This window comes from Desulfobacterales bacterium, assembly GCA_034003325.1.
In the GTDB taxonomy this organism is placed as follows: Bacteria; Desulfobacterota; Desulfobacteria; order Desulfobacterales; family JAFDDL01; genus JAVEYW01.
The window spans coordinates 20,048-33,737 of the sequence record JAVEYW010000001.1; the positions used below are offsets into that span (position 1 = coordinate 20,048).

The window sequence follows — 13,690 nt, forward strand, 5'->3', positions numbered from 1 at the left end:
GGCTAACGCGATGGTGATAAATGAAACAGGGCCATGACTGGCCCTGTCTTATTGTATGGAATATTCGTTCAGCTACTCAACCCGGTGGATGGGGGAAAAACGGTATCAGTATTTAGACAACCGGTGTGCCTCCGCTCAAAAACGTCAATGCCTGATTTCTGTTTTCTATTTTATTGGCATCCTCCAGGCTGCCGATACTGAGCCCAGCATTAAATGCATCCTTTGTCAGGCGTAACCCGATTCTTGTCTTTGAGGTCATGTTTTTTGCCATTTCAAGGGCGGCCGGGAATAATGCCTCCCGTGAATACAGATGATTTACCAGTCCGATCCGATACGCCTCGTCCGCTAACACCCGTGATCCCGTCAGGCACATCTCTGCGGCTCGGCCCCATCCGACAATGCGCCACAAAAAATAACTCGATCCGAGATCCGCGCCGCTGAAACCGACATTGATATACTGGGCGCAAAACATGACATCCTCGCTTGCCAGCCGAACATCGGATGCCATGGCAAATGACAAACCAGCGCCCATGCAAGGCCCGTGCACGGCGGCAATGACCGGTTGCGGACAGGTCCGCATTGCCCGTATGACCGATGAAAATCTGGCCTGCACATTGTAGATATGCTCTGTGAGAGCCTCTTTCGTTGCAGGGCCTTCGCCGGTTTCCGAAGTTTGCTTCACATCAAAACCGGAGCAGAATCCTTTTTCCCCAGCCCCTCTGATAATAATGACGCGAGCCTTATAATCTTCCTGCCGATCGTGCCAGAACCTGACCAATTCGTCCATCATGGTGTGATCAACCGCGTTCACCCGATTCGGACGGTTGAACGTCAAAATACCGATATCATCCTGCACCTCGTAAATAAGCGTCTGGTAGTCCATATTTTTTCCTCCTTAAAAAAGATCTATCGGCGGAATACACACCATTCGGCAAACCTCCGCACCTTTAACGATTTGTGTTTACATTCCCGGATTATATAAATCAAACCGATTTCTCAAGCTTTTTCACACCCTGTGGCCTTTTTGGAAAGAATGAAGAAGATGCGTGACATATTCTAATTCTCCGCCGATCAACAAAGGCGTTGTCTCGATCCGCGGTGAAAAATAACTTGATTGATCCGCATTCAATTACTAAATTCACCCCGATACGACGCCTCACCGGAAACATGATTCGAATCATTTCGCTCCATTTTACCCAACAGCTCCATCAAATCAATCAAAGGGGAAGATTCAACATGGGAACAACGGCCACCCTGGAACGTATGTTCTGGTTTGATGATCAAGTCCGGAGAAAACGCTACCCCAACGCCACAAAACTGGCGGAACGCTTTGAGATATCGACAAAAACAGCGCAACGATGCATTGAAGCCATGGGCAATCGCTTCTATGCCCCACTCCAATATATTTCAACTGAAAAAGGCTATATTTACACAGACAATTCCTTTAACTTACCGCATTTTCAAATCAGCCAGGAGGAAATTTTATCCATCCTGCTGGCAAGAAGTCTTCTTTCCAAAACCGCCGGCGGCGCTATCAGTCGGGCGATGGGCCGATTTATCCGAAAACTGCTTATCGAAGCCGGAAAGTTAGGGGTTGAAGCAGGCCGCATGGATCAACTGTTTTCAGCCGCATGGACCGGACATGCCCCGGCCCCTCCGGAAACCTTTCGGCAGGTCGCCCAATCGCTTCTGATTTCAAGAAGACTATCGTTCACCTATTGCTCCCCTGGAAACAACCAGGCCACCGAGCGGACCGTGGAACCCCATCACCTTCAATATTACATGGCTTCCTGGGTGCTCACCGCCCATTGTCTCGTGCGCAACGAATGGCGAAAATTCTATCTTTCCCGTATGGATTCCGTCCGATTGCGAGAAGAACCTTTCACCCCGAAACCACCCCGGGAGTGGAAAAACATGGTGGACAGGGCTTTCGGGATTTTTCAGGGAAAAGAGCCCGTCCGCGTCGTCTTGCATTTTTCTCCCTTTCGGGCGCGATGGATCAAAGAGCAGCTCTGGCATCCGGATCAGGAAACGGTGGAACTTGGGGACGGCGGCCTGGAACTACGCCTCCCGGTTGCGGATTTCAGGGAAATCAAAATGAAGATCCTCCAGTTCGGGGCGGATGTGACGGTCATCGCCCCCGAAGAATTGAAAGGGGAAATCCAGGCTGAGATTCGCGCCATGACCCGGTTGTATCCGGCCGGATGAACTTTTTTCGAACGGTATAATTTTTATTTAAGACATGGGACATGTTTTGGGGGACTAGGTATGCTATGGTGATATCTCCATCAGAGAAAAGGTGAAAGAGGTGAATCAGGCCGACGGGTTGCAGTAACCCGCCGAGAAATAATTACGCCCAATAAAGCGACTATCAGATGAACAGAACAACTTATTTTAAAGAGGCATATAGACTCCTTACTGGCCATCAACGCTGCTTTCCCTGGCAGGAACGAGCTTTTGTTAAACTTGCAGACGGTGTGACGCCGCAAACAGTAAGCCTGCCCACCGGAACCGGGAAAACCTCTATTATAGTTCTCTGGTTGATTGCTCTGGCCTGGCAGGCTTCTCAAGGCGCGATACGCTTGCCGCGCAGGCTTGTTTGGGTAGTCAACCGCAGGGTGGTGGTGGATCAAGCGACGAATGAAGCAGACAACATACTTGACAGACTCTCGAATCCGGCCTCTATTACCGATCCGAGCGGACGCTTAATGCTGGCGGATATAACACGGTATCTGGCCGAGCTATCCCTCCTCGGGAGGATGGGGAAAGCACCAATCGCGGTCAGTACCCTTCGGGGACAACTAGCTGACAACGGCGAGTGGAAACTCGATCCATCCCGACCGGCCATCATCATCGGCACGGTGGACATGATCGGTAGCCGCCTTCTCTTTTCAGGTTATGGCGATGGCAAATACAAGCGGCCCCAGCACGCCGGCCTGCTCGGTCATGATGCCTGGATAGTGCTGGATGAAGCCCATCTCACCCCGGCCTTTGCGGAACTCCTATCGGCGATTCGGCATGAGCAACAGCAATTTTCAGCTTTTACACCGTGGCGCGTCTCCCTTCTCTCCGCCACTCAACGGATTGCCGAAACCGACAATTCGTTTACCCTCTCGCCGGAGGACGAGCAGAACGATGTTATCGGCAAACGGCTATGGGCAAAAAAAGCGCTTTGTATCCACGAATTGGATGAGAATACCGATGAATTGGATATCATAGCCCTACTGGGGTTACGTTACCGGGATGCTAAAAGACGGGTTTTGATTTTCGTCAAATCACCTGAAAGCGCCATCAAACTGACAGAACGGATACGCAAGGAAGTCGGCGCCCAAACAGTTCGCGTCCTAACAGGCACTCAACGTGGTCACGAACGAGACTCCCTGGTCGTAGATCCAATATTTTTAGGGTTTCGCTCCAGCTCGGCCCGCCAACGGCCAGAGAAAACTCATTACCTCATTGCCACAGCCGCAGGTGAGGTTGGCGCCGACTTGGACGCCGATCATCTGGTCTGCGACCTCACAACCCTGGACAGCCTGATCCAACGGTTCGGACGGGTGAACCGGCTTGGTTTTGGTGAGTCCAGCGTCGATCTGGTCGTCTCCGGTAGAGAAGAAAAAAACGAAAAAGAGAAGACCCGGCTCGCAGCCACTTTGGAATACCTCAAGACGATGCAACATGAAATGGGAGCGTTCGCCCTCAGTCCGGCGGCTATGGTCAATGCGCCTTCTGCAGCTTTCTCTGATGTGCCGGCCACCGTCCCTTTGGCCCGGCACTGGTTGGATATGTGGTCCCTGACCTCAATTTCGAATACAGCCTGGCCGGACCGGCCCGAGGTCTCCTCCTGGCTCCATGGGGTCGTGGAGAACCTGCCGGAGACTTGGGTGGTGTGGCGTGATGATATCGAATGGCTTGGAAGACCGGACAAGGTGCTGGCGGAGGATTGCGCCAAAGCGATAGATGTTTACCCCATTCTTCCCAACGAACAGCTTCGTGACAGCACCGGCAGGGTTCGGGAAAAACTTAAAAAGCTGGCTCAACAAGGACACAATGCCGTCCTTCCCGTCATCCTGTTGCATGCGGATGGAAGCATTGCCTGGCGGGGAACGCTTGAAGCCCTGCTTGCTGAAGTGGAGAAAGGTCAGGCCAAATTATCATTCGCCACGGTTTTGTTGCCAAGCTCAGCCGGCGGGCTGAACGAGACCGGTCTTTTCGAACCGCGTTCCGAGCTGCGCCTTGATCTTGATGTGGCAGATCGTAGGCAACAGCGTCGCCGTTTTTATGCCTATTGTGATGAAACCGGGTGGAAGGCATCCCCAGGCGTAACGGTTGGCGACAAGCCAGAATATGTGGCCATCAACCGCTTGGAACTGATCTTCACGATTGCCAAAGCTGAAAACATGAAGCCCTTGGTCATGGTACCCTTGGACGAGGCGCGTGGAGACGACCAGGCGGAAGCCGGCAACGAGAGGTGCCTGCTTTATTTTGCTGCCGCCACTTTTGTTGGCCAAACCCATGCTAACTCCTTCAGTGCACCCCTGCCTCAAGCCCTAAACGAACATAATCACCAGGTCGGACGAGTGGCCGGGATCCTTGTGGAATCCCTCGCCGCCACGAGTGACAATGCTGATGGGTTACGAGAATTAGCCGAAGTTCTCAAAATAGCTGGCAATAGTCATGACACCGGCAAGGGCCGTACCTGCTGGCAGCAAGCCATCGGGAATCAAGACCTCTCCACGCCCCTTGCCAAATCCGGCCACAACCGGTTCAACCTGCGGCTTAACCGAAAATACCGCCATGAATTCGGCTCGCTGTTGGATAGCGAGAAGGCACTTGGCCCTGCACAACCCAACCGGGAACTAATCCTCCATCTCCTGGCAAGCCATCATGGTCACGCCAGGCCGCATTTCATGGAGTATCATTTTGATCGGGAGTCCGCCCTTACATCCTGCCAGGAGGCTGCGTTACAGGCCATCCAGCGTTTTGGCCATCTTCAGGCCCGCCATGGCTGGTGGGGACTGGCTTATATCGAAGCCCTCCTCAAGGCAGCGGATGCCCTGGTATCCGCCGACATCAATGAAGGAAACATACTATGACCAACTCGCAACCCTCCATTCACCTCGATCTCAACCCGCAAAACCCAGCCCAGTTTTTCGCATGCTGCGGCGTGTTTGAACTGGCGGCTATGTTCGCCAACGATGCGAGCGCCTCATTTCACTATGATCTTTTCCAGCCATATAAGGCCGATTTCGAGTTATCGTATGCATCCAAGACATTGTGCGAGATCGTTACTCTGGTTAAACAAGCCACGCCGACAGCCATTGAGGAATCGGGGGAAGCCCCTGTTACTCTCAACCTTTCCACTGAAAGCTCGCTACTGCTTGACTGGTGGTTGAAACCCGACCGGTCTGGAAAATCCAGGTTCAAGCTTTGGGCAGGAAACCAGACTACGGCCGGCCTTGTCAGAACCATGCTGGCCGCTTTACCAGATGATGCAGACAATACACTGTTCAGCGCCAACAAAAAACCCATGTCCGGGCGGTTTGGCCTCGATCCCCGTTCCGCCTGGAACACTCTTGATTTCGGCTCCTCAGTTAATGAGCAGGGCCGGGATGCATACACCTTCCCTGCGGCTGAGATGCTGTCCGCAATTGGCTTGCAAGGGTTTCGTCCGAGAAGACATCACGTACGAACTAGATACAAATACTATCTCTGGTCCAAGCCTCTCCACGTGGCAGCTGCCAGGGCCGCTGTTGCCGGGGCTCTTCCTATTGCCGGGCAGCTCTTTTCATTCACTGTCGAAAAACGAAGCGGGGCCTATTCCTGCTTTTCTTTTGCCAAACCCATCCAAGGAGAATAACCATGCCTGAAGAAATGGACATCAATCAGTTTGACCCATGGCTCGAAGACGACGGTTCCGGTCCCGCCGCCCTGGTTGTCATTGAACTATTGCAACCCGCTGTTGAAGGCGAGACCGCGATTTTTCCCCCGACCTATGCCCCTGAGCTAGGAGCCAGCAACAAGAAAGCGGAATATGTCATAGATTCCCTGAGGGACGGCCACAATGTTTGTCAGATAGATAGTGTCGGCTCCCAGGCGAACCGTCTTGAACCGATTTTCAAACAAGCTCCTTACGATAAACTGGTTCCCCAAGTCACAGTCAAGGTCGCAGAAGGCCAAGAGGTGAATCTCCTCGATGCTGGACACCGGGCAGCGGATGCTATTGTGCGTTTTTCGAGCCTGCATGAAGAGGTTGCATCTGCTTTCGATGCATGGCTTAAGGGCGACGCCTCCGAGCTGGCTGTTATTGCACCGACTTCATTGTTGTTCGGCGCCTGGGATTCCCGGGGAACTCAGGCCAAGGCCCCACGCATTCTTTCATCCACAATTCGAGCCTATGATGTTGAATTCCTTTCGCGCAGTGCCACATATATCCCAGCTGTAGATTATGTCGAGCTTGGCCTGATTCCTGAGGAACTTGCCGAAAAGCAAAAGGGAGAGAAACGCACGGACAGCCAGCTCGGGTTTGTCCATGCGAATGCATCCCGAGTTCTTGGCGGGATACTTGTCCGCGGGGAAATCCGGCGAGAGGCAATCCTGAATCTTGTATCCCTTCGGGCGCTTGGTGCGGTGGATGAAAAAGGTTCTCTTGATAAGCAGAAGACAATGATCCTGCGGCGCTACATCCTTGGCCTTGGTCTCGTGGCCCTTACCAAACCAATGATTCATAATCTTCGACAAGGCTGCCTGCTGGTGGGCATCGAAGACAAGCAAGCTTCCTGGAAATTGGTTTATGCCACTGGGAAACGGAAGGAGTTTTTACTGGAACATTCCTGCGCGACGGATTTTGCAGAAAAGGCCACAGTTGCTTTCCTTGGAGCCTTTCCATCTGTGAAATCGAGCGAGGAAGATTACTTCAAGCCAGTCTCCGGACATTTTGACTCAAAACTTGCGAAGGCTGCGGCAGACGAAAAAACAGCCAGGAAAGAAGCGGCCAAAACCAAAAAGGGGCGCGTGAAGGGGGGCGTCCTTGAAGCGGCGCAAGCCCAACCGGAGTCAGCCCAATGAAAGCGCAACTTCGCATCACAGTTCGTTTTCTCCAAGGGCGTTATCACGGTGACGACTGGCCGCCTTCACCCGTCAGGCTGTTTCAGGCGATGGTGGCAGGGGCGAATATGGGGTGCCGGAGGCTTGAATGGCCAAAATCACGCGCGGCCCTTGCCTGGTTCGAGCATCTGCCCTCTCCATCGATTGTTGTCCCTGGGACGGTCAAGGGTTTCGCTTACAAGTCCTACGCACCCAACAACGACAGCGATGCACGAAAGGTGGTGGAACTGGTCCGACAGGGGAGACCCTTATCGGATGCAATGCGCGAGGAGGCCATGATCACCACTAAGCACTATTGGCCGCGCCTGATTGCAGAAGACGAACACACCGCCATCCATTATCTCTGGCACCTCCCTGTGCCGATGACGGATTCGGATCGGGGTAACGCCGAACAGGTTTGCAAACTGGCGCACGGTCTGGTGGCTTTGGGCTGGGGTATTGACGTGGCCATCGGCGAAGGGCGGGTGGTCCCGGAATCCTCTCCGTTGCCAAGAGGTGATTATTACATTCCGACTCAGGGCCACGGGCCTCATGTCCTCAAAACACCGGGGGAGGGTTTTCTCGTGGATCTGGAACGTGCTTACGATGCCTTCAAAAATAGAATTTTTGGCAAGGCCGTGGACACGGACACTCGCCCCCGCTCCTTCCGCCCAGTTTGTTACCGAGTCGAAGGCGAAAGTCTGAGCAGGATGTGGGTGTCCTTTGATCTTATGGACGCGCAGGGTGAGGAGCGTCAATCATTCCGATGGGAAGACGGAATGTTGATTGCTGCCTGGATGCGCCATGCCGCCAGGAAGCGTTTTCTTCAAATTGAAGGCTGGGAGCAAAGCCGGGTTGATTCTTATGTCTGCGGACATACCGCCAAGGGTGAAGAAAATAACCGCCTCTCGTACGTCCCTCTGCCCAGCATCGGTCATGTCCATTCCGATGGCCGTTACCGCAGGGCATTGGTGGTATTGCCGTTTGATGATTTGAACGCCGAGGAAACCCCCGCCATCCTCTCGCGTATGGCTGGGGATTTGCTACAGGCGCAAAATATCGACGCACCCGTGGCTATGCTGGGCGGAGCAGACGTAGAGCGGGATAAAGTTCTTCCCCGCTATATCGGCCAGTCCACTGAGTGGCTGAGTGTCACGCCCGTGATACTCCATGGCCGGGATTGTGAGGGCAAACATTTCCGCCCCAGAAAGGCCGAAAAGCTTCTTCTCCAAGCCCTTGTTGAATCTGGATACCCGGCTGATAATATTATTGAATTCAGTTATCAACAGGCCCCGTTCTGGAGAGGGCCCGGTTCGGCAAAACAGACCTATGTGCCTCGCCACTTGAGCCATTGGCCCCGTTATCATGTCCGTGTGGTTTTCCGCAAGCATGTAAGTGGGCCGGTGTTGGCAGGAATCGGTCGGCACTATGGAATAGGGGTTTTCGCGATACCGAATGTAATGCAGGCTTATTAAAGTCGTGCCGCGGGGAAGGCCCCGCTAACACGACCTTCCATGGGATGGATGCGGCCTCGACCATTGCAAAAGCGCCCCTTTGCAAAATTGAAACGGCCGGGATAGTTTTGACCTTAGAGATTTGTTACTGAACATCGACAAGCCTTGTTCTTACAACATCATTTGGAGAGTCCCCATGAAACTGACAACCTCCCGAAAAGAAGCGCTGAAAAAAGAGATCGTAGCATGCCTGGCCGGAGAACCGGAGATAGAAAAAATCGTTATTTTCGGCTCCTTTGTTCAAGGCAGCGAGGCGAATGATCTCGATATCGCCGTCTTTCAAAAGAGCGAAGAGTCCTACCTTCCGCTGGCTTTAAAATACCGGAAAAAAACGAGGACTGTTGCTCAAAAGATCCCCCTGGATATCTTTCCGGTCAGACCCGGAGCAAGTGACAGCTTGTTTTTACATGAAATCTCCACAGGCGAGGTGATTTATGAGAGATGAGACACAACAGTGGATGACCTACGCGGCGGAAAATATTTCTTCGGCCCGCCTCTTACTGGAAAGTCGGCTGTTTAACCCGTGTCTTCAGAATATTCAGCAGAGTGGAGAAAAAAACTTGAAAGCATTGCTTGTCGAGAAAGCCGCCGTTCGAAAGGAGGTAAAAAGCCATGCGGAAATTGACCGATAAACTGGCTATCGCGCTGTTTCGGCGCGGTGAATCGGAAACCGTCGAATTCAAGAAAGGATTCGACCGGGAGACGATCGAAACCCTCAGCGCCTTTGCCAACACTCATGGCGGACGAGTGTTTGTCGGTGTGTCGGACACAGGGCAGGTATCCGGGGTCGAGGTGGGGAAAGAAACTCTTCAGAATTGGGTCAACCAGGCAAAATTAAGCACGGCAAATAGCCTGATTCCGGATGCGGATGTTCTTACCATCAAAGCAAAAACCATCGTGCTTCTTTCGATATCCGAGTATCCCATCAAACCGGTGGCCTGCAGGGGAAAATATTTCAAACGTATCAACAACGCCAACCACCAGATGACGATTTCCGAGGTGGTCAATGAACATCTGAAGAGTATCAACACCAGTTGGGACTGCACCATTGACGAGTTGCATTCGGAGGCGGATCTTTCCCTCGATAAAGTTCAGGCGTTCGTGGCGCGAATCAGCCGCGCACAAAAAAGCGAAATTCATGAAGACCCTTTAACCATGCTCCGCAAGCTGGAGCTCTTGAGGGATGGCCGCATAACACGCGCCGCTTTTCTGCTGTTTGCCGCCGGAGAGACCAGCCTCAGCACCATAGAACTAGGCCGTTTTCAAACTCCCATATTGATCAAGGACGGCGCGAGACTCCAAACGGATCTTATCTCCGAAGTGGAAGGTGTAATGGCTTTCATCAAGAAACATATCAGCAAAGCCTACATCATCACAGGAGAACCGCAACGGGAAGAACGCTGGGAATACCCGCTGGAGGCGCTTCGGGAGATCGTGATCAACGCCATTGTCCATCGGGATTATGCGAGCACATCGGATTCGATTGTAAAAATTTTTGATGACCGGATCGAGATCTTCAATCCAGGCGCCCTGCCGACAGGGATCACCGTGGAAAAGCTGTTGACCGGAGATTATGTTTCCAGCGTTCGAAATCGAAAAATTGCCGATATGTTTAAAGAAATAGGTTTGGTTGAAAAATATGGAACCGGCATCCAACGCATGTTAAGGGAATTTGAAACGTATGGTCTACCCATGCCAAAGTTCGAGGAGATTGGCCCCGGCTTTCGAGTGACGGCCTATAACAAACCGGCTTTGGAACAAACGACTACCCAAGTCGCCACCCAAGTCACCACCCAAGTCACCACCCAAGTCGAAAGCAGTATAGTTCTGCTTCTTAAGGCGTGCAAAGAACCATCGACCCTTTCAGACTTGATGCATCGCATGAATTTAAAAAGCCGGAAGCATTTTCGTTCAGCCATCTTAGGACCAGCTATTCATGACGGCCTTATCGAACCAACCATTCCCGACAAACCGAAAAGCCGGTTTCAAAAGTATAAACTGACGGAAAAGGGGAAAAAATATATTGAGGTTGAATAAACGCGATGAATGATACGCCGACCAACGGCCGGACGGAGCTTGCGGAAATGCCGCTCATTCCGGTACGAATGCTGAACGAATATGTGTATTGCCCGCGATTGGCCTACATGATGTGGGTGCAGGGGGAGTTCGCACACAGCGCGGACACGGTGGAAGGAACCATCCGGCATAAGCGGGTGGATAAAGCGTCCGGCACGCTGCCGGTGATAACGGATGATGAACCCGAACAAATTCATGCGCGATCCGTTTATCTGAGTTCCGAAAAGCTGGGGTTGACCTCCAAGGTGGACCTGGTTGAGGGTGAGGCCAATTGCGTACAGCCCGTTGACTATAAAAAAGGAAAGCGGCCGCATGTGGAATTCGGGGCCTATGAACCCGAGCGGGTGCAGGTGTGCGCTCAGGGACTTTTGCTGCGCGAGCATGGGTTTCAATCCGATTACGGATATCTCTATTTTATCGGGTCTCGAGAGCGGGTAAAGGTCGTATTCGATGAGGACCTGATTTCCCGGACCGTCTCCGCAACCGCAGCGTTTCTTTCAGACAGCCAACATAACAAACCACCCCCTCCCCTTTTAGACAGTCCCAAATGTCCCCGCTGCTCGCTGGTGGGCATTTGCCTTCCGGACGAGTTGGGGTTTTTAACACACGGAGCGGATGAAATTCGAGCCATTTATCCTAGGGCTCAGGACGCGTTGCCACTTTATATTCAGACACAGGGAAGTTATATTAAAAAAGACGGCGGTCAGTTAATCATCGAAGAGAAAAAACAGCGGGTCGCCGAAGCCCGGATTATGGACACCTCCCAGGTGGTCCTTTTCGGCCATGCCGGCATCAGCACACCGGCCCTGCACGAATGCTTTCGGCAAAACATCCCCGTCACATTCATGAGTTACGGCGGATGGTTTGTCGGACACTGCGTGGGAACGGGTCACAAAAACGTCCTCACACGAACCATGCAGTACCAAACCAGCTTTGACGGACAAAAATGCCTGAGACTGGCGCGCAAACTGATTTCCGCCAAAATTCACAATTGCCGAACGCTGATGCGAAGAAACTGGAAGGGAGCTTCGGATAACGCGGTTAAAGCGCCACCGATGCTTCTAACGCAAATGAAAAATGATGTGGCCCAGTGCGCCCGTGTGCCGGCAATGCAAACCCTGCTCGGAGTTGAAGGCAATGCCGCACGGCACTATTTTGAATATTTTCCCGAAATGATTTTACCCGAAAAACGGGAAATGGTCGGCGGATTTGACTTTACCGGTCGAAACAGGCGACCGCCAAAAGACCCGGTCAATGCCATGCTCTCGTTTGCCTACGCCATGCTGGCACGGGAGTGGACCGTCACATTATCCGCCGTGGGGCTGGACCCATACCGGGGGTTTTACCATCAAATGCGATTCGGACGACCCGCACTGGCGCTGGACATGATGGAGCCCTTTCGTCCGCTTGTCGCGGATTCAACCGTCATCACCGTGATCAACAACGGGGAAATCAAGCCGGAGGATTTTATAGTCAGCGCGGTGGGGTGCAACCTCAAGCCCGGTGGCAGAAAAAGCTTTATCGCAGCTTTTGAGCGGAGAATGGCGCAAGAGGTCACCCACCCTATTTTCAAGTACCGCATCTCTTACCGTCGGCTCTTTGAGGTTCAGGCGAGGCTTTTGATCCGTTACCTGGCCGGGGAAATTCCCAGATATCCGAACTTTGTGACGAGGTAATTCATGGTGGAACACGCTTACCTTGTTTGTTACGATATCTGTGAACAAAAGCGCTGGAGAAAGGTTTACAAGGCAATGAAAGGCTTCGGTCAATGGCTCCAACTCTCCGTGTTTCAGTGCCGCCTGAACAAAGAAAAGGTGTTGATCATGACGGATCTTTTATCGGACCTGATCGATCAATCGGAAGATCATATTATGGTAATAGATCTCGGACCGGCGGAGACCGTTTCAATCAAGGTGGAAAGCATCGGTAAACGGTTTGATCCCATTGAAAAAAAAGCCGTGATCGTTTAATTTTTTTTGCCCTTGCGACGCGAGAGGTTCTGGCGCACGGAAAACAGGGGGACCTCTCGAAGAAGGCAAGTTCTTTGAAAACTTACAAAAACATCGCCACAACCGAAAAGTGGAAGCGTGTGAAAAACAATCCGTTGACAAAATTCATGACATCTCGCATGAATGTACCCGAACAGGCTAAAACAACGACTTTGCGAGAAGGCGGGTTTTCCGGAGCGTTACCGCTCCGGCCTCATTGAAGGTTCAGTCAACCCGGTTTTTTGCAGGCACCGGCACATCGTTTTCCGGAGCGTTACCGCTCCGGCCTCATTGAAGGCTTTTTTTGAAGAACAATCCAAAAATAATAAATGGGGTTTTCCGGAGCGTTACCGCTCCGGCCTCATTGAAGGTTGATAGTCCTTTTCTTTCCATTCCGCCATACTCCAGTTTTCCGGAGCGTTACCGCTCCGGCCTCATTGAAGGTATTCTTTTCTCACTTCCCGAAGCGGTATCAAATCAAGTTTTCCGGAGCGTTACCGCTCCGGCCTCATTGAAGGACGCAAAGCATAATAAATGTAATCTTCCTCGTAGGGTTTTCCGGAGCGTTACCGCTCCGGCCTCATTGAAGCGGAAACAGTAGCAACCGGGCTATATGGGAAAACACGTTTTCCGGAGCGTTACCGCTCCGGCCTCATTGAAGCATATATCTTGCAACACACGCCTTCTCCCCAAGCCAGTTTTCCGGAGCGTTACCGCTCCGGCCTCATTGAAGCGGGAATAATAGTAGCAAACAGGGTGAACGGGTATCCTGTTTTCCGGAGCGTTACCGCTCCGGCCTCATTGAAGCAAACGCACTCGCAACATTCTTAACGGCCTGATGGTGTTTTCCGGAGCGTTACCGCTCCGGCCTCATTGAAGCTTGCGCCTGAACTGGAACTCCGGGTATTGGCTCCTTGCGTTTTCCGGAGCGTTACCGCTCCGGCCTCATTGAAGCCCTGATCTGATCCGTGTTCACGCCCGCCTTGCCTTCGTTTTCCGGAGCGTTACCGCTCCGGCCTCATTGAAGCG

General features: G+C 52.4%; 11 protein-coding genes and 1 CRISPR repeat array. Of the genes, 10 read left to right on the top strand and 1 reads right to left on the bottom strand.

What is annotated here, in order from left to right; genetic code table 11:
• Positions 1–112 precede the first annotated feature (112 nt).
• Positions 113–883, bottom strand: a complete 771-nt coding sequence (locus RBT11_00110; protein ID MDX9785155.1) for an enoyl-CoA hydratase/isomerase family protein — start codon at positions 881–883, stop codon at positions 113–115.
• Positions 884–1,236: 353 nt separating this feature from the next.
• Between RBT11_00110 and RBT11_00115 the strand changes: the two genes are divergently transcribed.
• From RBT11_00115 to cas2, 10 genes are all read left to right on the top strand, one after another.
• On the top strand, positions 1,237–2,208 hold the full coding sequence (locus RBT11_00115; GenBank protein ID MDX9785156.1) for a WYL domain-containing protein: 972 nt from the start codon (positions 1,237–1,239) through the stop codon (positions 2,206–2,208).
• A gap of 167 nt (positions 2,209–2,375) precedes the next feature.
• Positions 2,376–5,093, top strand: a complete 2,718-nt coding sequence (gene cas3u, locus RBT11_00120) for a type I-U CRISPR-associated helicase/endonuclease Cas3 (GenBank protein ID MDX9785157.1) — start codon at positions 2,376–2,378, stop codon at positions 5,091–5,093.
• The gene (locus RBT11_00125; protein MDX9785158.1) at positions 5,090–5,857 is read left to right on the top strand and encodes a hypothetical protein; all 768 of its coding nucleotides are present in this window, start codon (positions 5,090–5,092) and stop codon (positions 5,855–5,857) included. The genes cas3u and RBT11_00125 overlap by 4 nt, the downstream gene beginning before the upstream one ends.
• A gap of 2 nt (positions 5,858–5,859) precedes the next feature.
• A complete protein-coding gene (gene cas7u, locus RBT11_00130; protein ID MDX9785159.1) occupies positions 5,860–7,065 on the top strand; it encodes a type I-U CRISPR-associated RAMP protein Csb1/Cas7u in 1,206 nt (401 codons plus the stop codon).
• The gene (gene csb2 / locus RBT11_00135) at positions 7,062–8,558 is read left to right on the top strand and encodes a type I-U CRISPR-associated protein Csb2 (protein ID MDX9785160.1); all 1,497 of its coding nucleotides are present in this window, start codon (positions 7,062–7,064) and stop codon (positions 8,556–8,558) included. Before cas7u ends, csb2 begins: the two co-directional genes overlap by 4 nt.
• 175 nt (positions 8,559–8,733) lie before the next feature.
• Entirely contained in the window at positions 8,734–9,042 is a 309-nt protein-coding gene (locus RBT11_00140) for a nucleotidyltransferase domain-containing protein (protein ID MDX9785161.1), read from the top strand.
• Positions 9,032–9,229 carry a HEPN domain-containing protein gene (locus tag RBT11_00145; protein ID MDX9785162.1) on the top strand — a complete coding sequence of 66 codons (198 nt, stop codon included), beginning with the start codon at positions 9,032–9,034 and terminating at the stop codon, positions 9,227–9,229. The genes RBT11_00140 and RBT11_00145 overlap by 11 nt, the downstream gene beginning before the upstream one ends.
• Positions 9,210–10,634 carry an ATP-binding protein gene (locus RBT11_00150; GenBank protein ID MDX9785163.1) on the top strand — a complete coding sequence of 475 codons (1,425 nt, stop codon included), beginning with the start codon at positions 9,210–9,212 and terminating at the stop codon, positions 10,632–10,634. Before RBT11_00145 ends, RBT11_00150 begins: the two co-directional genes overlap by 20 nt.
• Before the next feature lie 5 nt (positions 10,635–10,639).
• Positions 10,640–12,349, top strand: coding sequence for a CRISPR-associated endonuclease Cas1 (gene cas1 / locus RBT11_00155; protein ID MDX9785164.1), 1,710 nt, complete (start codon positions 10,640–10,642; stop codon positions 12,347–12,349).
• A gap of 3 nt (positions 12,350–12,352) precedes the next feature.
• Entirely contained in the window at positions 12,353–12,643 is a 291-nt protein-coding gene (cas2, locus tag RBT11_00160) for a CRISPR-associated endonuclease Cas2 (GenBank protein ID MDX9785165.1), read from the top strand.
• 205 nt (positions 12,644–12,848) lie between these two features.
• A CRISPR array of direct repeats spans positions 12,849–13,688; the repeat unit is 36 nt; unit sequence GTTTTCCGGAGCGTTACCGCTCCGGCCTCATTGAAG.
• The last annotated feature ends 2 nt before the right edge of the window (positions 13,689–13,690 follow it).

Excerpts from the sequence above, each read along its gene's own strand:
- csb2 (MDX9785160.1), top strand. The coding sequence starts at position 7,062 with ATGAAAGCGCAACTTCGCATCACAGTTCGTTTTCTCCAAGGGCGTTAT.
- cas3u (MDX9785157.1), top strand. The coding sequence starts at position 2,376 with ATGAACAGAACAACTTATTTTAAAGAGGCATATAGACTCCTTACTGGC.
- RBT11_00115 (MDX9785156.1), top strand. The coding sequence starts at position 1,237 with ATGGGAACAACGGCCACCCTGGAACGTATGTTCTGGTTTGATGATCAA.
- RBT11_00125 (MDX9785158.1), top strand. The coding sequence starts at position 5,090 with ATGACCAACTCGCAACCCTCCATTCACCTCGATCTCAACCCGCAAAAC.
- cas1 (MDX9785164.1), top strand. The coding sequence starts at position 10,640 with ATGAATGATACGCCGACCAACGGCCGGACGGAGCTTGCGGAAATGCCG.
- RBT11_00140 (MDX9785161.1), top strand. The coding sequence starts at position 8,734 with ATGAAACTGACAACCTCCCGAAAAGAAGCGCTGAAAAAAGAGATCGTA.
- RBT11_00145 (MDX9785162.1), top strand. The coding sequence starts at position 9,032 with ATGAGAGATGAGACACAACAGTGGATGACCTACGCGGCGGAAAATATT.
- RBT11_00110 (MDX9785155.1), bottom strand. The coding sequence starts at position 883 with ATGGACTACCAGACGCTTATTTACGAGGTGCAGGATGATATCGGTATT.
- cas2 (MDX9785165.1), top strand. The coding sequence starts at position 12,353 with ATGGTGGAACACGCTTACCTTGTTTGTTACGATATCTGTGAACAAAAG.
- RBT11_00150 (MDX9785163.1), top strand. The coding sequence starts at position 9,210 with ATGCGGAAATTGACCGATAAACTGGCTATCGCGCTGTTTCGGCGCGGT.
- cas7u (MDX9785159.1), top strand. The coding sequence starts at position 5,860 with ATGCCTGAAGAAATGGACATCAATCAGTTTGACCCATGGCTCGAAGAC.